Origin of the sequence: Janthinobacterium agaricidamnosum (genome assembly GCF_003667705.1) — a bacterium.
In the GTDB taxonomy this organism is placed as follows: Bacteria; Pseudomonadota; Gammaproteobacteria; order Burkholderiales; family Burkholderiaceae_D; genus Janthinobacterium.
Genome location: NZ_CP033019.1, coordinates 1,210,017 through 1,230,405, shown reverse-complemented (window position 1 = coordinate 1,230,405; position 20,389 = coordinate 1,210,017). Strand labels below are relative to the sequence as shown.

Below are 20,389 nucleotides of genomic sequence, written 5' to 3'. Positions count from 1 at the left end.
AAAAAAAACCCGCCGGAGCGGGTTTTTTTCATTGCAGCGAAAGCTTAAGCAGCTTTCTTGGCGCGGCGGCGTGCCACGGCGCCAACCAATGCCAGGCCGCCCAGCAGCATGCCATAGGTTTCTGGTTCTGGTACTGGCAGGGCCGAAACCGTGCCTACGTACTGAACATTTTTCACCAGGGTCAGACCCGTGACTTGCACCGTGTAGGTGCCTGCGGCCAATTCGCCTGCCCAGCTCAGATTCTGGATACCGCTAGCCGTGCTCTTGGCCAGGTCGCCATAGCCGACCAGGGTAGCGGCGAAATCCTTGATCGCGCCGTTAGCAACGGAGAACGTTTGCAGTGCACCGAACGAAGTCGACGATGGAGCCAGCAACTGGAAGGTCCACGAATCATTGATCTGCGAATTGATCGCAAACTTGGTCGTGAAAGCCGACAGGGTATCGGAACCGGCTGGGTCCAGAATGCCCAGGTCGTAGGTTGCTGCCGACGCGCTGAACGATGCTGCTGCCATGATGCCTGCAGCGATAAATTTCAATTTCATAGCTTATCCCTTAAAAAGTAATTTATGGCTGCAATGCGCAGGCCACCAATAGTTTATTAGTACCGGAAGTACTGAACAGAATGGTAACATAATTGCATTGAATTGCTTATAAATTTTTTATCTAAGTTTCACCACTGATAACTATTTTCAAAATGAACTATTTGCCAGCATCTATGAATTTCCAGGAAAAAATAGTTACCGAGACATACATTTATTTTTTTCATTTTTTAAGGTAAAACCGTCTATTCGGCAGTGTTTTCGGCGGAATTTTGCGGTTCAAGCTGTTCATTTGGCTCTGGTGGCGTTTGTTCTTGCGGTGGGGTAACAGGGCGAAAAAACAACGGTGGCGCGGGCAAGGCGGGCGCGATGCCGTCCTCATCACTCGCTGGCACAGCTGCCGGTCCTGCAGACGGCACGGATGACACCCGTGCATCGACCATGAAGCGCCATTCCGAGAAATGCGCCTTGCCTTCGAAGCCGGCGAACCGGGCCTCGAAGTTGCCAACCTTTAACGGCGCAGCCTGGGACAGGCTGTACACGCCGATGATGCCGTTGCTGCCCGGCTGATACAGCAAGCCCCACTCGGCGCGGCCCGTGATGGGATCGACAAACAACTTGCGCAGGTGCCGGCGCAGCTGGGGCGTACGGGGATCGCGCAGCAAGGCGGCCAGGGTCGGCGGCTGTTGCGGCTGGCCCGGCGGCGTGGCCGCCGCATAACTGTACAGGGCGTCTGAAAACTGCGCGCCGATATCGAGCAATTCCTGCTCGGCCGCCTGGCGCTGCAGCAAGGAGCCCATCTTCAGCCCGGCCGCCCCTACCAGGCCCAGAATAGCCACCAGAATGATCAGGCCCAGGTAAGTAAAACCGCGCTGGCGGCGCGCAGAACGGTACATGGCCGCTACCAGTCGGCGAACGGCGTGCCGCTGCGGTCCTTGCCGGGCGCGCCGCTTTTCACGTCATACACCTGGCCCGGCGTGTCGTCCGGTGGCGGCACGATCAGCCAGCTGCTGTCGCTGTCCGTGATGGGATCGATGGGCATGGCGCGCAGGTATTTCTTGTCCACCAGTTGCTCCAGCGAATCGGGGTAGCGCCCCGTATCGCCGTGGAACTGGTCGATGGTGGTGCGCAGGTTGCGCAAGTTATCCGCCAGCACGGTTTCCTTCGCCTTGTCGAGACTGGGAAAGTAGCGCGGCACGGCCAGGGTCAGCAACAGCGCCACGATGCCGAGCACCACCAGCAATTCGATCAGGGTAAAGCCGCGCCTGCGGCGTGGGGCGTTTTCAGCGGGCATGGTTCACCATAAACGGTAAGGCACGTTGTTCAAGCCCGTCTTGCCGGACGTGCAATACACATCGTAGACATCATCGCCCTCGCGCGGCTCGGCCGCTTCGCTGGCGTAGCTGCGCTTGCCCCACGTTTGCGCATCGCTCAGACCAGCGTCGCCGTTGAACGGGTCGCGCGGCACGCGGCGCAGGAAAAACAGTTTGCTGCGCTTCGGGTTGCGCTGGTCCGGCACGCCTTCGACCAGCAGTCCCAGGCTTTTCGGATAACCGCTGGCGTCGGGCGCGCGCAGGATGCGGCCTTCGTCGCCAGCCCGTTTATAGGCGTCGAGCCCCTGGCGGATGTCGCGCAGCGCGCGCCGCAATTCCTGCTCCTGGCGCCGCTGCATCGTCACCTGCGTGATGGGGATCACCAGGGTGGCCAGCACGCCCAGGATGGCCAGGGTCACCAGCAGTTCGATCAGGGTGAATCCGCCCTGCGCGCGCGTCACGCTCATTTGGCGGGCGGCGGCACCACCGGCACCGGCTGGCTCGACGACAGCGGCAAGGGTGCCGCCTGCAGCGGTACGGGCTGGCCCGACGATATCGGCAAAGGCGACGCGGCCGGCTCGGGCGACGGCGCCACTTCCGGCGCCGCCACGCTCTGCGGCAAGGTCGATGGCACCTGGCCCGGCGTCATCATCGGCTGCGCCGGCGCCGGCTGCATGCCGACGGCCGACGGGCCGGAACGCACGATGACCGTGCCCGGCATCTGCGTGGGCGCCTTGGCCGCCATGTCGGGACGGCGGCGGAAGCTGCCTTCCGTGCCGGCAGAGAATTCCGATTCCTTCGCTTCCGGACGCTGCACGGTGCGCACCAGGTGCGGCGTGATCGACAGCACGATTTCCGTCTTCTGGCTGTCGTCCTTGCTGCTGCCGAACAACCGTCCCAGCACGGGGATGTCGCCCAGGCCCGGCACCTTGTTGCCCGAGCTGCGCTCTTCATTGTTGATCAGGCCAGCCAGCACCTGGTTTTCGCCATCCTTCAGTTGCAGCATGGTCGAGGCCTGGCGCGTGCCGATCTGGTACAGGGTCGAGCCGCTGCGGGTGGTGGTGGCCGCCCCCAGGTTGCTCACTTCGAGCGAAATGCGGATGCCCACTTCATTGTTCAAATAGATGGTCGGCTCGGCGTTCACCGTCAGGCCCACGTCCAGGTAGCTGATCGACTCGGAAGCGAAGCCGCCCGTGCCCGGCGAAATCGTGGTGGTCACCACGGGCACCCTGTCGCCGATGACGAACTTCGCCTTTTCCCGGTTGCGCACGCGGATGCGCGGGTTGGCCAGGATATTCGCGTCGCCATCCGTCTTCTTGGCATTCGCCGTCACGGACAGGTCGCTCACGCCGATGGTGCGCTGGTTCAGATTATTCAGGTCGTTGATGGTCAGCCCCACGCCGCCCGAGGTGGAAAGTGGCGTCAGGGTCAGGCTCGATGGCCAGGCCACGCCCAGTTCCATCAGGCGGCTGCGCTTGACTTCGAGGATTTCCAGCTCCAGCACCACTTCCGCTTCGGGCACGTCCTGCAGCGCGATCAGGCGCTCGGCCAGGCGGATCGCCTCGGGCGTGTCGCGCACGATGACGAGGTTGAGCTTTTCATCGGCCACCACGTCGCGCGTCTTCAAAATGGTCTTGAGCGTGTTGGCCACCTGCTTGGCATCCGCATTCGCCAGGAAGAAGGTTTTCACCAGCACTTCCTGGTACTCCTTCAATTTTGCCGCCACGTTCGGGTAGATCAGGATCGTGTTCGCATCCATCACCTGCTGCTCCAGCTGATTCGTCACCAGCAGGAAGTAGACGGCCGATTCCACCGTACTGTTTTTCAGGAAGATCGAGGTTTTCGCGTCCGCCTTGACGTCCTTGTCGAAGACGAAATTGAGTCCCGAGCGGCGCGCGATCAGCTCGAACACCTGTTTTAACGGCGCGTCGCGGAACTCGATCGTGATCGGCTGCTTGTACGATTTGGCCAGGCCCGATTCGACCACGGGCGGCGCCGTTTTTTCATCGACCTCGCGCAGCAGCGCGCGCGCGCCGGCGTGATTCGGCTGCTCCGTGAGGATGGCGTTCAGGCGCTGGCGCGCGGGGTCGTAGCGCTTGGCGTCGATATCCTTCTGCGCTTCGGCCAGCAGCTTGCCCTGGCGCTGCTCGCGTTCGAGCGCGCGCAAGCCGCTGCTGGCGCGCTCGTTCTGCGCATCGATTTCCAGCACGCTCATGAAGGAGGTGCGCGCCAGGTTGCCCTGTCCCGCCTGCGCCTGGCGCTCGGCCTGCTGCAAGCGGCTGCTGGTGGCCCGTTCGCGCGCCTGCAGATACGCGCTGCGGTATTGCGCGTTGCCGGGGTCCTGCTGCAGAGCCTCCTGCAGTTTTTGCAGGCCGGCCGGGATCTGATCTTGCGCAATCAGCTCGCGCCCGTCGCGGTAAGCTTGCTGCCCCGCGCAGCCGGACAGCAGCACCAGCAACGCCAGCAAAGGCGCCGGTGAAAAGGAACGAGACATCACTCGAGTACTCCAATGTTGAGCTGCTGAACCTGGTTCAACGGCAGATAGGTGAGCGTCATGACGGGCGGCGCGATCGTCACGACCTTGTAGGCGCCATCGATGACGGTATTGGCGCGCACGATATACGTCTTGTCGGCGCGCGACAAAAACACTTCCCAGGCGCCGTCGGCGGCCGCCTTGCCCAGGTAGACGAAGGGCAGCGGCGGCGCCGTCGGCGGCGGTGGCGGCGGCGCAGCCGTCACCGCCGTTTTCGGCGGCGGCGGATTCCAGTTCTGGCTCTGGAAGACAGCGCCGGCGCCGCCAAAGGTGTCGCCATCCTCGCCCGCCACTTCGCTGCGCGGCAGCAGGGCCAGGATGACCGGCTGCGCTGCCTCCGCTTTGCCGGCCGGCTTACGCGCGGGCGCGACGGCCCGCTCCACCGCCTCGGCCACGTCGGCCACGGGCTGGCGCTCGCCGAACAGCAGCAAGGCGCCCGCGCCCAGCACGCCGGCCAGCATGAGCCAATGGCGCGGGGTCATGGTGTTTCTCCCGCAACGCCAGGCGTATCGGTCAGATAGAAGGTCAGGCGCAGGCGCGCCTCGAGTTGCGTATCGGCGATCTGCTCGCGGCGAAAACTCAGTTCGTCGAGCGAGGCAAAGGGGACGGCGCGCAGCGCTTGCAGCGCGAACTGCCATACGGCCGCATAACTGCCCTTCAGCGGCAAGGTCACCTGCCAGGTGGCGACACGGCTGGCCTTGTCGTAGCCGCTCTTGTATTCGCCCTGCGTCAGCAGCAAGCCGTTTTTCGCGGCCAGGTCGAACAGCTGCTTGACCTGCTGCTCCGCATGGCGCTGCTGCCCCAGGGCGGCATAAAAACGGGCCAGGTTTTCGCTGGCCGTCGCCGGCGGCGCCAGGGCCGCCACGGCTAGCGCCGGCTGCGGCAAGGGCCGCGCTTCCAGCTGCGCCGCCACGGCGCGCTGCTGCCAGGCCCATGCCCAGGCGGCGATCCCCAGTGCGAGCAAAAGCACGGCCAGGCAGGCGGGCACGCCCAGGCGACGCAGCAGCAGTTGCGCGCGCAGGCGCAAGATATTGATATCGATGGCCGTCATGGCGTGCCCCACTGCGCTTGAAGCTGGAAGCGCAAGGGTTTGTTCGGATCGAGCGCGTTGATTTCATGGCGCAGCAGCTGCACGCGGGAGCCGAACAGCTCCTGCTGCTTCAATTGCGCGATATAGGCCACCATGGCGTCGCTGCCGGTCGTTTCGGCCGTGATCTTCAGCACGCGCTTGCGCGCGTCCGGCTCCAGCGCCAGCAGCGCGATGGCGGGCGGCGTGGCGCTGGCCAGCGCATCCTGCAGGTCGCGCCACGGCAGGTTCAATTGCAGGATGGCCGCATTCACGGCCGCCGCCTGCGCCGGTGCGATGGCCATTTGCGGCGCAGGCGCCGGGCCCAGCGTGGCGGCCAGCACGCGTTGCTGCGCGCGCTGCAACTGCCCCTCGCGCAGCTGCTGGCGCTGCAGCGCAGCGCTGCCGCTGTACGCCGCCGTGACGACCAGCACCATGCCCAGCGCCCCCGTTCCCCATGCCCAGGCGGGCACGCGGTGCAGGCTGCGGCGCCAGCCGGGCGGCGCGAAATCGATATCGAGGCGCGTCATGCCACGCCTCCGCTACGCGCCAGCCGGGCGGCCGGCGACAAAGCGCCTTCCCCGTCCGGCGTGGAAAAAACCTGGCAGTGGAACTCTTGTGTCGGCGTCAGCCATGCGGGCGGCGGCGTGCCGCACAGCTGCAGCAGCGCCGGTGCGGTCACGCCTTGCAGCAGCGCCTCGCGCGCCAGCGTCTGCACCAGCCAGTCCCTGCCGGCACCAGCCGGCACGGGCAGCGCGCGCACGGCGCACAGGCGGCCATCGTGCCGCACGCCCAGGGTCAAGGCGTTTTCCTGCAACTGGCCGAACCAGGCGCCCGGTTTCAATGCGCCGTGCCAGCGGTTCCAGTGGCGCGCGAATTGCGGCGTAATAAAAATCAGAGCCAGCTTGCGGTCGGCCGCCACACGCGTCAGCTGCGCCAGCAGCGCACGGGGCACTGCGCAGAAAAACGGCACGCGCGCATCCCAGGCACTGCTGCTGTGCCACAGGCCGGGCGCATCGCCATACAGCGACTGGAAGCGCAGCGCGGCGGCCGCCTCGATGTCGGCCAGACGCGCGGCGCCCTGCGGCAAGTCCACCTGCCACAGGCGCGCCAAAGCGTCGTCGAGCACCACGGACAGGGGCCAGCCCGCGTATTGGTCCGCCGGCAGCAGCCGCTCCAGCAACTGCGCCAGCGCCTGGCCCAGGGCGGAAAAATCGCCATGCAGGCCTTGACCGGCGTCCGGCACATACGCGGCTTCGCCCAACGGCGTCCAGGCGGGCGCGCGCCAGCGGCTGCCCCGCCACAAGCTCAAGCCATCCGCCGCCACGCCCAGGCGCAATGCCTGTCCAAATCTTCCAAATCTCAACTTCGCAAAACCGCTACGCATGCAGGGTGACCCTCTTGATTTCCGTGATGGTGGTGGCGCCCCGCTTGACCAGTTCCAGCGCCGCCAGGCGCAGGCTGCGCGTGCCGTTCGCATACGCGGCCGCCTTGATCTGGCGGATCGGTTTTTTATCGACGATCAGTTCGCGGATTTCATCGGTCAGCACGAGAATCTCGGCGATCGAGCGGCGTCCCTTGTAGCCCGTGCCGCGGCAGTCGCCGCAGCCCTTGCCCTGCTTGAATTCATAGCCTGCCACGTCGGCGCGCGCCAGGCCCACGCTGGCCAGTTCTCCATCGTCGGGCGTGTAGTCGGTGGCGCAATGGGGGCAGTTGGTGCGGATCAGGCGCTGTGCCCAGATGCCGTTCAGGGCCGAGACGAAGGCATACGGATCGATGCCCATGTGGGTAAAGCGGCCAAACACGTCGAACACATTATTCGCATGCACGGTGGTGAGCACCAGATGGCCCGTGAGGGCAGATTGCACGGCAATTTCCGCCGTCTCGCGGTCGCGGATCTCGCCCACCATGATTTTATCGGGGTCGTGGCGCAGGATCGAGCGCAAGCCCTTGGCGAAGGTCAGCCCCTTCTTTTCATTCACGGGGATTTGCAGGATGCCGGGCAGCTGGTATTCGACGGGGTCCTCGATGGTGATGATCTTTTCGCGCCCGTTATGGATTTCCGTCAGCGCCGCATACAGGGTCGTCGTCTTGCCCGAGCCCGTGGGACCGGTCACGAGCAGCATGCCGTAGGCTTCCTGGGCCAGCGCGCGCAGGGCTTCGAGCGAGGGCGCGTCAAAGCCCAGCGCTTCCAGGGTCAGCGCGCCGTAGGCCTCGATCATGGCGCGCTTGTCGAGGATGCGGATGACGGCGTCCTCGCCATGGATGCTGGGCATGATGGAGACGCGCAAATCGATTTCGCGCCCGCCCGCCTCGACGCGGAAGCTGCCGTCCTGCGGCACGCGGCGCTCGGCGATATCGAGTTCGGCCAGCACTTTCAGGCGCGAGATGATGTGTTCTGCCACTTCGATGCCGTTGACGGACGTGGCGTGATCGAGCACGCCGTCGACGCGGTACTTGACGGCCAAGCCGCCGGCCGTGCTTTCCAGGTGGATGTCCGAGGCGCCCGCCTTCAGGGCGTCATACAGGGTCGAGTTGACCAGCTTGACGGCGGGGCTGGCCGCTTCCGACACGCTGGCGAACGACAGCACGGCGGCCGTCTTGCCGTCGCGCCGCGCATCGTTCGCCGCGCCGGGCAGCAGGCTGTCGACGGCGCGCGCCGATTCTTCCTGCTTCGACAGGTAGGCGCCGATGTCGGCCTGCAGCGCCAGGCGCACGTCCAACACGCCCTGCCCCGCGCGCGCGCCGAGCCAGGTTTGCAGGTCGAGGTCGAAGGGGTCGGCGATCACGCCCAGCAGCTGACCGTCGGCGGCGCGCAGCAGCACGCTGTGGCGCGCCAGTGCCTGCGACAGGGGCAGCACATCGAAGGCGGGAGACAAGGCCAGCATGTCGGCCGTTTCCAGCACGTCCAGGCCGAACGGGCGCGCCAGTGCGCGCACCACGGCGCGCGCCTCGATGCCGCTCAGCTCCTGCAATTCCTCGACCAGGCTGCGCTTCGATTGCCGGCTCAGCATGCGCGCGCGCTGCAGCAGCGCGGGGTCGATGGCCGCGATGGCCGCGGTGGATTCGGCTGCGCTCTGCATCATGAAATATCGCCGGCAAGGTCAAAGATGGGCATGTACAGCAGGATCACGATGGCGCCCACGACCAGGCCGATGGCGGCCATCAGCAAGGGTTCGAAGGTGCGCGTAAAACGGTCGATCCAGCGGCTGATTTCGCCGTCGTAAAAGGCGGCCGACTGCGTCAGCATGGGCCCCATGTCGCCCGTGCGCTCGCCCACGCGCAGCATGCGCAGGGAAATCGGCGTCGTCAATTGATGCTGCTCGAAGGCGGACGACAGCGGCTGGCCCGCCTCGATGGCGCCGCGCGCGCCTTGCAAGGAGGCCTGCATGCCCGGCGAGACCATCGCTTGCACGGTGGCAATCGCCTGCACGATGGTAATGCCCCCTTCGGCCAGCATGCCCAGGGTCAGGTACAGGCGCGACAGTTCATAGATGCGCACGCGCTCGCCGATGCCCGGCAACTTCGCCAGCAGGCGCGCCACGCCGCCATGGCGCAGCGCGCGCCGCACGGCAGTGAACACGCCGCTGCCGGTGATCAGCAGCCCCAGCAACAGCAGCACGCCATGCTGCGTGACGAACTGGCCCCAGCTGAGCATCACTTGCGACATCCACGGCAGATTGCGCCCGGCGCCCTGGTAGACCTCGGCGAAACGGGGCACCACATAGCTGATCAGAAAGGCGCTGACGCCGCCGCCCACGGCCAGCAAAATAGTCGGATAGATGGCGGCGCTGACGATTTTACTGCGCACCGTATCGATGCGCTGCTGGTAGTCGATGTAGCGCGACAGCGCGCGCGGCAAGTCGCTCGTGCCCTCGGCCGCCTTGACGATGCCGATATACAAGGGGGGAAACAGTTCGGCCTGCTCTGCCAGCACGGCGGAAAAGCGCTTGCCTTCGCGCAAGCCTTCCAGCAGGCGCGTGAGCACGCTGCGCGTGGCCGGCGACGCTTCCTTTTCCAGCAAGGCTTCCAGCGCTTCGACGATGCCCAGGCCCGCTTGCAGCAGCGCCAGCAATTCCTGGCTGAACAGCAGCAGGGGCAAGGCCCGCGCGCGCTGGCGCCCGGCCGCGCTGAACGGCGTGGCCCGCACGGGGCGGATGGCGCTGACGAACAGGCCGCGCGCCTCGGCTTGGCGGCGCGCGTCCGCCTCGTCGCGGCCGTCGATCACGCACGTATGCAAGGTAGCTACGGCCTGGTCCGTGGAAAGCGCGCGTACTTCAAACTGCATGATGGCTTGTCCGTAGGAAAAAGAATGGCGCTGGCGTTATTGCGAGCTGATGTCGGCGTTTTCGCCGCTGCCGCCGGGCTGGCCATCCTTGCCCATCGAGACGATGTCATATTCGCCCTTGCTGCCCGGTGCGCGGTATTGATACGCATGGCCCCACGGATCGAGCGGCACGGCTTTTTTCAGGTAGGGGCCATTCCAGCGCGTGCCGGCGGCGGGCGGCGCGGCCAGCAGCGCGGCCAGGCCCTCTTCCGTGGTCGGATAGCGTCCCACGTCGAGGCGGTAGGTGTCGAGCGATTTTTCAAACGCCTCGATCTGCGCCTTGGCCACCGTCACTTCGGATTTGCCCAGCTGGGCGAAATACTTGGGGCCGACATACGCGGCCAGCAAGCCGATGATCACGATGACCACCAGCAGTTCGAGCAAGGTAAAGCCGCGCGCATGGCGCGTTGCCGCAAGGTTCTGCCTGTGTGCTGCATGCATCCGGTAACTCCTTATTGCCTACCTTCAATACATTGCGTCGCTGTGCGCGGCGGATGGCCACGCACGGGCGACACGCGCTTGCCTGATGCTTATCAGCCTACCATGCCGGTTATGGTTAATACAATCTTTTCTTTGCTCTGTGAACAACAAATTCCTGCGGAAACCATCCAGTGTGTACGAAAGGGGCACGGCGCCGCGCGCGCCTGACTGGCTAGTCAATTATTCAACTATTTTCAATGCGGAAACTATCTACTTTTGGTTGTCAAACCATAGCAAATGATGAATTTTATTCATTCATTATTTGTAACTTTCAAATTAAATTTGAAAGAATATCAAACAATGCAATTGCCTCTTTTGCTATAGTAAAAATCAATTTTCTACGCATGGGTCCGCATTAATCCTATCCGGCCGCGCAGGAGAGAGCATCCAAGACAGCATCCAAGACGCAAAACATATTGCATCCGACATAATCACCAAGGGAAAATTCATGACTCGTATTGTGCATTCGAAGGCAACTGCCGCAGCAAGTCCTTTCTCGGCCAAGCAGTGGACCGGCGCCGCCATCCTGGCCCTGTCCGCCGCCTGGGCTCCCGCCGCCGTCGCGGACGTGATCAACTTCGATAATCTCGACAGCCAGTTCGTCGGCCACGGCGACTCGCTGGAATTCAAAAATTTCCTGCTGACGGGCCTCTCAAATGCCGACGGCGCCAGTAATGGCGACCTGGTCGGCGCAGTCTTCGACGGCACGGACCCGGCCGCCTGCGGCATGGCGTGCCCGACCAACAATACGAGCAATTACTATGCGGCCCTCAACGACGGCATCGTCTACCTGGACCCGCTGAAGACGGGCGGCAGCGTCAGCCTGCAAGGTTTCGATGCCAGCTTCATCGGCTATGCGCAGGGCGTCACCTATCCGGCCGTGGCCGGCCTGCTGCGCGTGCAAGGCTTCTATGCGGACGGCTCTTACATGTATGAAACGTACCAGCTGGGCGGCCCGCTCGGCGGCAACTTCCAGTTCCAGCGCTACAACACCAGCGCCAACTTCGGCAGCCAGCAGTTCGCGTCGCTGGCCTTCTTCGGTTTCACTTGCAACACAGCCGGCAGTTGCAACGCCTTCAACAGCAACAAGGGCCAGTTTGCGCTCGACAATATCGTCGCCTCGGTACCGGAGCCATCGACCTACGCGATGCTGCTGCTGGGCCTGGCAGGCATCGGTTTCGCGGCGCGCCGCCGCCAGCAAGCCTGATTTATCCCTTTCGATTCCCGCTACCGTCACCAGGAAACCCGACATGACATTCCGTCCCGCCTTGCGTCCCATTTCGCTCGCCGTGCTGAGCCTGTTTGCCAGCCTCAGCTTCCAGGCCCACGCCGACGACCTGCGCCGCCCCTACATCGTGCAGTTGACCGACAAACCGATCGCCTCCTACACCGGCTCGGTGGAAGGCCTGAGCGCCACCCAGCCTGCCGCCGGCGGCCGCCTCGACCTGGCCAGCGCGCAAGTGCAGCTGTACGGCGACTACCTTGAGCAGAAACAGGCCCGGGTACAAGCACTCGTCGCCGCCGCGCCCGTGCAATACCAGTACAAGATCGTCCTCAACGGTTTCTCCGCCCTGCTGACGGACGCCGAAGTGCGCCAGCTGCAAGCGAGCGGCGAAGTGGCCAGCATCGCCCCCGACGAGCCGCGCGCCCTGCAGACGAACTACACGCCCACCTTCCTGGGCCTGGACCAGCCGGGCGGCCTGTGGAGCCAGCTGGGCGGCAAGCAGCATGCGGGCGAGGACATCATCATCGGCATCGTCGATGGCGGCGTGTGGCCGGAAAACCTGTCGTATGCGGACAAGGTCGACGCCAACGGCGCACCGACCTTCGATCCGAACGCCACCCTGGCCTACGGCGCTCCGCCGGCCGCCTGGAAAGGCAGCTGCCAGACGGGCGAAGGCTTTACGCAAGACCATTGCAACAACAAGCTGCTCGGCGCGCAGTATTTCAACGCCGTGCGCCTGACCGAGACGGACAAGATCCAGCACTGGAGCGAATACACCTCGCCGCGCGATTCCATCGGCGACCCGAATGGCGAAGGCGGCCACGGCACGCATACCTCATCCACCGCGGGCGGCAATGCGGGCGTGCCCGTCACTGTCGGCGGTTCGCCGCTGGGCGCCATTTCCGGCGTGGCGCCGCGCGCCCGCCTGTCCGTCTACAAGGTGTGCTGGTCGTACAACCTGGCCACCCAGCCGACCGGCGCGAAAAACGGCTGCTACGGCGGCGACAGCGTGGCGGCGATCGAAAAAGCCGTGCAGGACGGCGTACACGTGATCAATTACTCGATCAGCGGCGGCGGCACCGTCAACGACCCGGTCGAGCAAGCGTTCCTGCACGCGTCGAACGCGGGCGTCTTCGTTGCCGCGTCCGCCGGCAATGCCGGGCCAGCCAATACCGTGGCTCACGTCAGCCCATGGATCACCACTGTGGCCGCTTCGACGCACAACCGCGCCAACCAAGCCAAAGTGACTCTCAGCAACGGCGCCAGCTACACGGGCGCCTCTCTCAACTACAACCCGCTGCCGGCCACCACCCTGATCCGCGCCCAGGATGCGGGCTTGCCCGGCGCCGATGCGCAAAAACTGGCGCTGTGCTACCGCGCCGGCGACAACGGCGGCGTGGCCCTGCTGGACCCGGCCAAGGTGGCCGGCAAGGTCGTCAGCTGCCTGCGCGGCACCACGGCGCGTACCGACAAGGGCGTCGCCGTGCTCGAAGCGGGCGGCGCCGGCATGGTGCTGGTCGACACGGGCATCGGTCTGGTGTCCGACCCGCATGTGCTGCCGGCCGTGCACGTGAGCGCCGCCGATGGCGCGCTGATCAATGCCCAGGCGCAAACGGGCACGGCCACGGCCGCCATCTCGCGTTTCGTCACCAACGGCAACGGCCCCGCCGCCCCCGTGGTGGCCGACTTCTCGTCGCGCGGCCCGAACCTGTACGACGCCAACCTGCTCAAGCCGGACGTCACGGCCCCTGGCGTGGACATTCTGGCCGGCGGCACGCCTGCCCTGTCGCGCGCCCAGCGCGACGCCGTGCAGGATGGCAGCCTGGTGCCGCCGCAAGCCTACATCTTCCTGCAAGGCACTTCGATGGCCAGCCCGCACGTGGCCGGCCTGGCCGCCCTGCTGCGCCAGCAGCACCCGGACTGGAGCCCGGCCGCCATCAAATCGGCCCTGATGACGACCGGCAGCACCACCCTGCCCGACGTTCAGGCGGGCGACGCGCGCGGCATCCTGCCTTGGGGCCAGGGCGCCGGCCACGTGACGCCGAACAAGGCGACCGATCCCGGCCTCGTGTATGACGCCAGCCTGGCCGACTACAAGAAATACATGTGCGGCGTCGGCATGACGGCCGAATGCGCGGGCGGCACCCTGGCCGGCTACAACCTGAACATGCCGTCCATCACCATCGGCAACGTGCTGGGCACGCAAACGGTGACGCGCCGCGTCACCAACGTGGGCAGCAGCAGCGCCACCTACACGGCCAGCGCTTCGGTCAGCGGCTACAGCGTGGCGGTTTCGCCTGCCACCCTGCTGCTCGCGCCCGGCGAAACCAAGTCCTTCACCGTGACCCTGACGCGCACCACGGCGCCGGACAATGCCTGGCAGTACGGCGCCCTCGTGTGGAGCGACGGCGTGCACACGGTGCGCAGCCCCGTCACGGCCCGCTCGGGCCGCGCGGTACAGTCGCCGGCATTGCTGCAGGCCGACAAGGTCAGCGGCCTGCGTTCGCTGACGCTGTCCACCGGCTTTGCCGGCAAGGTGGGCGCGGCGACGGGCGGCCTGAAGGAAGTGGCGCGCAGCGAGCAAACCATCAGCCAGGCCGCGCCGGGCAGCGTCGACACGCTGGAACAGATGGCTGCCGCGTGCAAGGCGGGCGGCAGCGGCGTGCGCGCGGTCAATGTCAGCATTCCCGCCAGCACCGTCGTGGCGCGCTTCGAAATATTCGACCGCGACACGACCGAGGGCGCCGGCAATGACCTCGACCTGCTGCTGCTCAACAGTACCGGCGCAACCGTCGCCACCTCGGCCACGGCCGGTTCGAACGAGTCCATCACCTTGACCACCCCGGCGGCGGGCAGCTACAAGGTGTGCGTGATCGGCTACGAAGTGGCAAATGGCGTGTCGACCGGCTTCGGCCTGTCGTCGGCCGTCGTCACGACAGCCGACAAGGGCGGCAACCTGAAAGCCACCCTGCCCAGCAAGGTGTACGTGGGCGGCAGCGCCACGGCCGGCGTCAGCTGGTCGGGACTGGAAACGGGCAAGCGCTACCTGGGCGGCGTAGTCTTCCTTGATGGCAACAATGCGGCCGCGTCCACCACCGTGCTGTCGGTGGAGACCAACAACCCGCTGCCGCTGGCCGTTCCCAGCCAGCGCAACGTGAAGGTGGATGCCAAGCTGTAACGGTGTCGCTCCAGGCAATAACACGGCGCGCCCTGCGGGGCGCGTTTTTTATACGCGACGCGCGTACAATCGGCGCATGGGCGCCATGCGCCAAGGGAGCTTGCATGTCCGCATTTCGCCTCAGTATTGCCATCCTGGCCAGCGTCCATGCGCTGCCTGTCGCGGCGCAGGCCGCCGCGGCGCGGCTATCGTATCTGGTGCAATTGCGCGCCCCGCCGCTGGCCTCGCAGGCGGACGGCATGCATGGGCTCGATACGAACAGCGACGCCGCGCGGCGCTACACGGCCCAGCTGGAAGCGCAGCAGCGCGCCGTGCTGGCGCTGGTACCCGATGCTCCCGTGCAATATCGCTATACGACGGCCTTCAATGGTTTTGCCGCCATGCTGACGCTGGACGAAGTGGCGCGCCTGCAAGCGAGCCCCGACGTGGCGCGGGTGTCGCCCGGCAGCATCGAACACACGCAGGATGGCGGCGGCAACGGCAAGAATACAATACAGGATCAGCGTTAATGGCTGAGCAGACGCAGCGCGATGCCGCGCGAGACGGCTTGCGTGCGGTTGCTCACGCCCAATAATTTATAGATGCGCTGCAAATGGCTTTTCACGGTGGTGCCGCTGATGCCGAGGATTTGCCCCACCTCGTCATTGCTCTTCCCCTCGCGCACCCAATGCAGTACTTCCAGCTCGCGCGCACTGGCCGCGCGCGTGGCGCCCGGCCCGGCCAGGGGCGCACGTGTACTGCCTGGCAGCGCCAGCCAGTGCAGGTGCAGGTAGGGCAGCAGCAATTCCAGCGCGTATGCCTGGCGTGCCGCGTCCACGGTTCCCATGGCGAACAGGGCAAAAAAGCTGCCGCCCCCTCACCCACGCTGCCGTGCACCAGCACGCCGTCGATGACGCCCGCCCTTTGTCCGCCCGCGCGCCAGACCAGCGCCAGGCGCGCCAGCTGGCCGTGGCGCTCGCGCAGCTGCGCGTGATCAGGCACGATGCTGTGCCAGGCTTCGCTGCGCAGCACGGCCCCGTCGGCGCCCAGCTGCGCGCACATTAATAAGTCGTGCGGCAACAGCGTTTGCAACGGCCCCTGGCTCCACAGAAAGAAATCGCCGGACTCGGCGATGCCATGCGCGCCGAGTATGGCGTGCAGCAGGTATTCCTGCTCCCGCCCCGTCAGCAGCATCATGCGCGCACGGCGGCGTTGGCGGCATCGGCGGCCAGGTAACGGTAGCCGCTGCCGCGCACGGTTTCGATGCGGTGGCCGCAGCCGCCCGGCTGCAGCGCGTGGCGCAAGCGCCCAACGTGGGCATCGACCGTGCGTTCGTCAAGATACGCCGCATGGCCCCACACCTGGTCCAGCAGGTGCGCGCGGCTATGCACGCGTCCGGGATGGTCCATGAGGAAATGCAGCAGCTTGAATTCCACGCGGCCCAGGCTGACGGGCACGCTGCCGGCCGTCACGCGCTGGGTATGCGGGTCGAGCCGCAAGACGCTGGCGCCGGCCGTGTTTGCGCCTGGGCGCCAGGCCGATGGGGTGCGCCGGCGCAGCAGCGCGTGCACGCGGGCCAGCATTTCACGGGGACCGAAAGGCTTGCACAGATAGTCGTCGGCGCCGCTTTCCAGCGCCAGCACCTTGTCCTGTTCGCTGTCGCGCGCGCTGACCATGATGATGGGCAAGTCGCACAGCTGGTCATCCTGGCGCACCTGGCGCAGCAGCGCGATGCCGGACGCATCCGGCAACTCCCATTCCAGCAGCAGCACGTCGGGCGCATCCACGGCCATCAGCGCCTGCGCGCCGCGCGCGTCCGGGGCGCAGCTAACCCGGTAGCCGGCACCTTCAAGGTTATGCAGCAACAAGGCTTGCATGGCGGGCGCGGGATCGAGCAGCAAAATATGACGGCGCATGATGCATCCTTCCGAAAAAGTTGGCGGCCCTCCATGAAAAACTAGACGGCCCGACAAGTTTTTGACTATGCATCAAGCGTAAAACGCTGACCAATACAATTTAGTTTCCTGATTTATAGCTATTGCGACTAAATAGGCAAAGCACAGCGGCCCGCAGGCGCGCTGTGTTCCGACTGGAAAAACTAGGCGCGCGTGACAGGCTGGCGGCGGCGCAAGGCAAAACCGATCAGCGCCAGGCCGCCCGTCAGCATCATCCATTCCGACGCTTCCGGCACGGCCGAGATCGACGCGATGCTCGCATACGTGCTGCCGGCGATGCTGGCCGGAATGCCCCCATTGAGCGGCGTCAGTTCGAATTGCACGAGGTTGCCGTTCACATTGCCCAGGTAGGACGTGCCGGTGTAGTCGAGCAAGCCCACGCCAAACGTCGTGCCCGCGTTGCCGGCCGTGTTCAGGAAGTCGCCGCCGAAAACGACGTTGAAACCGAATTTGCCGCCCAGGGTCACGTTGTGAAACCAGTCGTTGTAGGCGCCACTATTGCCGAAGGTCAAGGTGCCGGGCAAGCTGCCGCTGACGTTGCCTTCCTGCGATGCCAGCGCGCCGAACGCGCCCGAGAAATTGCTGAGGGTGGCTGTCGCGCCCGGCGCCGGGCTGTTGCCGGCGATAAAGGCGAAGTCGAGGAAACCGGCGCCCGAGAACTGGCTCGTGTCGATTTCCACGCGGTAGGCTAGCGGGTCCGCCAGCGCCAGGCTGCTGCTGCCAGCGAGCAAGGCGGCCAGCACGGCACGGCGCAGGGTAAGATTGAATTTCGTTGTCAACATGGTCAAGTCCTTAGAAGTTGCCGGCAAAAATGCTGGCCGAGTAATTGATCGTCACTTTCGACGGATTGGTGAAACTGACGGCGAACGAGGCCGTCGCACCGGGCGCCAGGCTGGCCGCGTTGACGGTGACATAGGCGGCGCCCGCATGGCTGCCCGTGGCATTGGCCAGGGTCACGCCGGCCGGCAAGCCGCCGAACACCACCTGGAACGGGCCGCTGATGGCCGCCGTGCCCGTGTTGGTGAACGAGAACGTGCCCGCGTACTTTTGCGTCGCGCGGTTGAACGTCAGTCCCGAGCTGGCTTGCGCCACGCCGGCCGTGATGTCGCGGTAGGCGGGCTGCAAGTCCAGGCTGATGACGACGGGGTCGTGGTCCGAGGCGCGGTAGGGCAAGGCGTTGTACAGGTCTTGCGGCTTGGCCGAGTCGATGTTGTAGTCGATCACTTCCGGCTCGTCCGCATTCACATGCCATTCGGCCACGCCCGCCACTTGCGGACTCAGCGAGGCACTGGCCAGGGCATGGTCGAGGTAGCCGCTCTGGCCGCCGAATACGTATGAGTACGGCATGCCGGACGGCCGCACGAAACGCTCGAGTTCATTGACGAATCCGGCGCCCGTGATGACCTGGATCGGGTCTTCCGCGCCATACGAATTCAAGTCGCCGATGACCAGCACGTCCGCGTCGCCGGCGGCGGCCGCCACCTGCGGCACGAAGCTGCCCACCAGGCGCTGGGCCTGCTGCACGCGGCTGGCGTTCCAGCAGCTCTGGCTATCGTTCTGGTCCGCGTCCAGCCCGCTCGACGGGCAGCTGCCCTTCGATTTCAGGTGGTTGACGACCAGCGAGAATTTCTCGCCGTTGGCGGCCTTGAACGTTTGCGCCATCGGCGGACGGTTGTTGATGGCGTTGGCGTCCGACAGGGCGCCGCCCACCAGGCCCAGCTTGGCAGGCTTGTAGATCATGGCCACGCGGATGGCGTCCGTACCCGTGGCGGCCGGCTTCGGCACCACGGCGTAGGTGACGCCGCCGATGGCCGCGTTCAGCTGCTCGACCAGGTAAGTGACGGCCGTTTCGCCATTGTTCTGGATTTCCATCAAGCCCACCACGTCCGCATCGATGGCTTTCAGTTCGGCCACGATCTTGTCGCGCTGGCGCACGAATTCGGCCAGGTTGTCGGCGCCGCGGCAGTTCGACTTGGTGGTCGACGCACCCACGGTGCAGCCCTGCCCCGTCTGGCCAAACACGTTATTGCCATTGGTAAAGGTCGTAAAGAAATTGAGCACGTTGGCGCTGGCCACCTTGACGTTACCGGATGGCAGTTCCGGGCTGCCCGTGCGCGGGTTGTCGCGCGAGAATTGCGGCGTCTGCGTCGGCTGCAATTTGTAGGCGGCGCCGCCACCGCCGATGGCACCGAAATCCACCACGCCCGTCAGGTCGGCCACCGTGTCGCCGCTGCGCACGGTGTTGTCCTGGCCGATATACGGTATCGTCGGCGGCGTGACGAAAATGCCATCATCGAGCACGATCAGGTTGTTCGCATTGGCGGCGATCAAGGCTTGCGCTTCGGCGGAGCCTGCCGGATAGCGGTTGGTCGGCACTTCGCGCCGTCCCGCCGACAGGGTCAGTTCGCCGCGCGCGCCCAGGTAGGCGTTTTGCGAGACGGTCAGCGGTTGCGTGAAACGCACCAGCATGCCTTCCACGGCAGCCAGGTTGTCGTTCGGCAAGGTCACATTCACCGGCACGATGCCGTGGCCCGCGCTTTGCGTGAGGATGGCCGTCACGTCCTTCAGTTCCGTATAGGAATTTTTCGCGCCCGACGGCGTGTATTCGAACACCGTGCCCGTCACGCGTACCAGCTCGCCCTGCTGCACGGTGGTAACGGCCGCGCCCGTGTACACGAAGATGCCGTCCGAGGTCGACGGGTCGCCGTCGCCGGCCGCGTCCTGCATGAAGAAACCCGTGCCTACTTTCAGGGTGACGACGCCCTCGGTCGTCTGCACGGAATTGGCGTAGGGGCTGGCCGCACCGCTGCCCTGGATTTGCGGGATCGTGTGGCTGACGGCGGCCAGGCCTTGCACGGCCACGTCGACCTTGCATGACGCCGTTTGCTGCTGGTCGTTGCCGAACTGGACGACGACGGGATAATTGCCCACCGGCACGCCAGCGGCCACCAGCAGGTTCACGCTGGCGCTCTCGCCCGCCACGCCGGCCGCGCTGAAATTGGCCAGGCTGATGCCGGCCACCGCCGGCGAGCTCAAGATAGCAGCATTCACCACGCCATCCACGTCGGACGCGCGCAGCACGGCGCTGCCGCCATTGCCCAGCGCCAGCGCCAGGCTGGCCGGGCAGCTGGTGATGATCTGGTGCACGACCGGGCCGCCGCAGACGTGGCGCTCGGAAGCCGTGTTGCGCGGCGTCACGCTGCCGGCGGCGAAGTCCACGCTGTTGTCGTCCGTGTCGCCGCAGCCGCCATTCGCGCGCGCAATCGACAGGGTATTCGATGGCGCGGGAGCGACGGCGCCCTCAAAACCGTTGGCCGTACCGAAACCGACCAGGTCGACGACGGCGGCGCCCGTGGGGCTGGTGCCCGTCTGGGCCGTCTTGTTATTACTCAGCAACACCTTGCCCGCCGTACCGGACATGGCCAGGCTGCCCGAGGCATCCGGCGCGGGCAAGTCCTGCGTGCCGCCCGTCCCCTTGGCTTGCTGGACCAGCAAATACTGGCCCGGTTGCAAATCGATAGCCGGCAAGGCCGTCACGGCCCAGCTCGAACCGGCGGCCGACGCGTATTGCACGCTCCAGTTACTCAGGTTGACGGGACTGGCGCCACGGTTGAACAGTTCGATGAAATCGTTGCGATACAGCGCGCCATTGTTGCCGCCACCGCCATACACCTGGCTGATGACGATATCGGAAGCCGCCAGGGCCGGCACGGACAGGCTGGCCAGCAGGGTAGCCATGACGGTCAGGCGCAGCGGCGTGCGCAAGGGGGAAAACGAGGTGTGCATGAGGATCC

20 protein-coding genes are annotated in these 20,389 nt (G+C 65.5%); 4 read left to right on the top strand and 16 right to left on the bottom strand.

Annotated features, from left to right (window positions below):
* Positions 1 to 44: 44 nt before the first annotated feature.
* The 12 genes from D9M09_RS05595 to gspG form a co-directional block, all read right to left on the bottom strand.
* Complete coding sequence (locus D9M09_RS05595) at positions 45 to 542, bottom strand: FxDxF family PEP-CTERM protein (protein ID WP_070221384.1); 498 nt, start codon at positions 540 to 542, stop codon at positions 45 to 47.
* Between the two features lie 242 nt (positions 543 to 784).
* Entirely contained in the window at positions 785 to 1,435 is a 651-nt protein-coding gene (locus D9M09_RS05590) for a type II secretion system protein (protein ID WP_070312113.1), read from the bottom strand.
* Between the two features lie 5 nt (positions 1,436 to 1,440).
* Positions 1,441 to 1,833 (bottom strand): type II secretion system protein, encoded by a 393-nt coding sequence (locus D9M09_RS05585; protein ID WP_070312112.1) that lies wholly within the window; start codon positions 1,831 to 1,833, stop codon positions 1,441 to 1,443.
* Positions 1,834 to 1,836: 3 nt separating this feature from the next.
* Positions 1,837 to 2,319, bottom strand: a complete 483-nt coding sequence (locus D9M09_RS05580; RefSeq protein ID WP_070312111.1) for a type II secretion system protein — start codon at positions 2,317 to 2,319, stop codon at positions 1,837 to 1,839.
* Positions 2,316 to 4,346: a secretin N-terminal domain-containing protein gene (locus tag D9M09_RS05575; RefSeq protein ID WP_070290509.1), complete on the bottom strand. Its 2,031-nt coding sequence runs from the start codon at positions 4,344 to 4,346 to the stop codon at positions 2,316 to 2,318. The genes D9M09_RS05580 and D9M09_RS05575 overlap by 4 nt, the downstream gene beginning before the upstream one ends.
* Positions 4,346 to 4,867, bottom strand: a complete 522-nt coding sequence (locus tag D9M09_RS05570; protein WP_121668784.1) for a hypothetical protein — start codon at positions 4,865 to 4,867, stop codon at positions 4,346 to 4,348. Before D9M09_RS05570 ends, D9M09_RS05575 begins: the two co-directional genes overlap by 1 nt.
* Entirely contained in the window at positions 4,864 to 5,436 is a 573-nt protein-coding gene (locus D9M09_RS05565) for a hypothetical protein (protein WP_070312106.1), read from the bottom strand. Before D9M09_RS05565 ends, D9M09_RS05570 begins: the two co-directional genes overlap by 4 nt.
* On the bottom strand, positions 5,433 to 5,981 hold the full coding sequence (locus D9M09_RS05560; protein ID WP_070289628.1) for a hypothetical protein: 549 nt from the start codon (positions 5,979 to 5,981) through the stop codon (positions 5,433 to 5,435). The genes D9M09_RS05565 and D9M09_RS05560 overlap by 4 nt, the downstream gene beginning before the upstream one ends.
* Complete coding sequence (locus tag D9M09_RS05555; protein ID WP_070312105.1) at positions 5,978 to 6,790, bottom strand: hypothetical protein; 813 nt, start codon at positions 6,788 to 6,790, stop codon at positions 5,978 to 5,980. The genes D9M09_RS05560 and D9M09_RS05555 overlap by 4 nt, the downstream gene beginning before the upstream one ends.
* A 40-nt stretch (positions 6,791 to 6,830) precedes the next feature.
* Positions 6,831 to 8,537 carry a GspE/PulE family protein gene (locus tag D9M09_RS05550; RefSeq protein ID WP_083287671.1) on the bottom strand — a complete coding sequence of 569 codons (1,707 nt, stop codon included), beginning with the start codon at positions 8,535 to 8,537 and terminating at the stop codon, positions 6,831 to 6,833.
* Positions 8,534 to 9,739, bottom strand: a complete 1,206-nt coding sequence (locus tag D9M09_RS05545; protein ID WP_070289626.1) for a type II secretion system F family protein — start codon at positions 9,737 to 9,739, stop codon at positions 8,534 to 8,536. Before D9M09_RS05545 ends, D9M09_RS05550 begins: the two co-directional genes overlap by 4 nt.
* 36 nt (positions 9,740 to 9,775) lie before the next feature.
* Positions 9,776 to 10,219: a type II secretion system major pseudopilin GspG gene (gene gspG / locus D9M09_RS05540; protein WP_034782166.1), complete on the bottom strand. Its 444-nt coding sequence runs from the start codon at positions 10,217 to 10,219 to the stop codon at positions 9,776 to 9,778.
* 487 nt (positions 10,220 to 10,706) lie between these two features.
* Here gspG and D9M09_RS05535 point away from each other — a divergent pair, with 487 nt between their 5' ends.
* From D9M09_RS05535 to D9M09_RS05525, 3 genes are all read left to right on the top strand, one after another.
* On the top strand, positions 10,707 to 11,465 hold the full coding sequence (locus D9M09_RS05535) for an NF038120 family PEP-CTERM protein (RefSeq protein ID WP_121668783.1): 759 nt from the start codon (positions 10,707 to 10,709) through the stop codon (positions 11,463 to 11,465).
* Between the two features lie 43 nt (positions 11,466 to 11,508).
* Positions 11,509 to 14,661 (top strand): S8 family peptidase, encoded by a 3,153-nt coding sequence (locus D9M09_RS05530; RefSeq protein WP_121668782.1) that lies wholly within the window; start codon positions 11,509 to 11,511, stop codon positions 14,659 to 14,661.
* A gap of 104 nt (positions 14,662 to 14,765) precedes the next feature.
* Complete coding sequence (locus tag D9M09_RS05525; RefSeq protein WP_121668781.1) at positions 14,766 to 15,170, top strand: protease inhibitor I9 family protein; 405 nt, start codon at positions 14,766 to 14,768, stop codon at positions 15,168 to 15,170.
* Here the strand turns inward: D9M09_RS05525 and D9M09_RS29565 are convergent.
* Positions 15,167 to 15,478, bottom strand: a complete 312-nt coding sequence (locus tag D9M09_RS29565) for a LuxR C-terminal-related transcriptional regulator (RefSeq protein WP_240453563.1) — start codon at positions 15,476 to 15,478, stop codon at positions 15,167 to 15,169. The genes D9M09_RS05525 and D9M09_RS29565 overlap by 4 nt on opposite strands.
* 53 nt (positions 15,479 to 15,531) lie before the next feature.
* Here D9M09_RS29565 and D9M09_RS29560 point away from each other — a divergent pair, with 53 nt between their 5' ends.
* Positions 15,532 to 15,705 carry a hypothetical protein gene (locus D9M09_RS29560; protein ID WP_240453562.1) on the top strand — a complete coding sequence of 58 codons (174 nt, stop codon included), beginning with the start codon at positions 15,532 to 15,534 and terminating at the stop codon, positions 15,703 to 15,705.
* Between the two features lie 128 nt (positions 15,706 to 15,833).
* Here D9M09_RS29560 and D9M09_RS05515 read toward each other — a convergent pair whose 3' ends face one another.
* The 3 genes from D9M09_RS05515 to D9M09_RS05505 form a co-directional block, all read right to left on the bottom strand.
* Positions 15,834 to 16,556, bottom strand: coding sequence for a winged helix-turn-helix domain-containing protein (locus tag D9M09_RS05515; protein ID WP_121668780.1), 723 nt, complete (start codon positions 16,554 to 16,556; stop codon positions 15,834 to 15,836).
* Between the two features lie 182 nt (positions 16,557 to 16,738).
* Positions 16,739 to 17,377 carry an NF038129 family PEP-CTERM protein gene (locus D9M09_RS05510; protein ID WP_121668779.1) on the bottom strand — a complete coding sequence of 213 codons (639 nt, stop codon included), beginning with the start codon at positions 17,375 to 17,377 and terminating at the stop codon, positions 16,739 to 16,741.
* Positions 17,378 to 17,387: 10 nt separating this feature from the next.
* Positions 17,388 to 20,381: an ExeM/NucH family extracellular endonuclease gene (locus tag D9M09_RS05505; protein ID WP_121668778.1), complete on the bottom strand. Its 2,994-nt coding sequence runs from the start codon at positions 20,379 to 20,381 to the stop codon at positions 17,388 to 17,390.
* Positions 20,382 to 20,389: the final 8 nt, after the last annotated feature.

Coding starts and splice junctions, on each gene's coding strand:
- D9M09_RS05595 (WP_070221384.1), bottom strand. CDS start 542: ATGAAATTGAAATTTATCGCTGCAGGCATCATGGCAGCAGCATCGTTC.
- D9M09_RS05590 (WP_070312113.1), bottom strand. CDS start 1,435: ATGTACCGTTCTGCGCGCCGCCAGCGCGGTTTTACTTACCTGGGCCTG.
- D9M09_RS05585 (WP_070312112.1), bottom strand. CDS start 1,833: ATGCCCGCTGAAAACGCCCCACGCCGCAGGCGCGGCTTTACCCTGATC.
- D9M09_RS05580 (WP_070312111.1), bottom strand. CDS start 2,319: ATGAGCGTGACGCGCGCGCAGGGCGGATTCACCCTGATCGAACTGCTG.
- D9M09_RS05575 (WP_070290509.1), bottom strand. CDS start 4,346: ATGTCTCGTTCCTTTTCACCGGCGCCTTTGCTGGCGTTGCTGGTGCTG.
- D9M09_RS05570 (WP_121668784.1), bottom strand. CDS start 4,867: ATGACCCCGCGCCATTGGCTCATGCTGGCCGGCGTGCTGGGCGCGGGC.
- D9M09_RS05565 (WP_070312106.1), bottom strand. CDS start 5,436: ATGACGGCCATCGATATCAATATCTTGCGCCTGCGCGCGCAACTGCTG.
- D9M09_RS05560 (WP_070289628.1), bottom strand. CDS start 5,981: ATGACGCGCCTCGATATCGATTTCGCGCCGCCCGGCTGGCGCCGCAGC.
- D9M09_RS05550 (WP_083287671.1), bottom strand. CDS start 8,537: ATGATGCAGAGCGCAGCCGAATCCACCGCGGCCATCGCGGCCATCGAC.
- D9M09_RS05545 (WP_070289626.1), bottom strand. CDS start 9,739: ATGCAGTTTGAAGTACGCGCGCTTTCCACGGACCAGGCCGTAGCTACC.
- gspG (WP_034782166.1), bottom strand. CDS start 10,219: ATGCATGCAGCACACAGGCAGAACCTTGCGGCAACGCGCCATGCGCGC.
- D9M09_RS05535 (WP_121668783.1), top strand. CDS start 10,707: ATGACTCGTATTGTGCATTCGAAGGCAACTGCCGCAGCAAGTCCTTTC.
- D9M09_RS05530 (WP_121668782.1), top strand. CDS start 11,509: ATGACATTCCGTCCCGCCTTGCGTCCCATTTCGCTCGCCGTGCTGAGC.
- D9M09_RS05525 (WP_121668781.1), top strand. CDS start 14,766: ATGTCCGCATTTCGCCTCAGTATTGCCATCCTGGCCAGCGTCCATGCG.
- D9M09_RS05515 (WP_121668780.1), bottom strand. CDS start 16,556: ATGCGCCGTCATATTTTGCTGCTCGATCCCGCGCCCGCCATGCAAGCC.
- D9M09_RS05510 (WP_121668779.1), bottom strand. CDS start 17,377: ATGTTGACAACGAAATTCAATCTTACCCTGCGCCGTGCCGTGCTGGCC.
- D9M09_RS05505 (WP_121668778.1), bottom strand. CDS start 20,381: ATGCACACCTCGTTTTCCCCCTTGCGCACGCCGCTGCGCCTGACCGTC.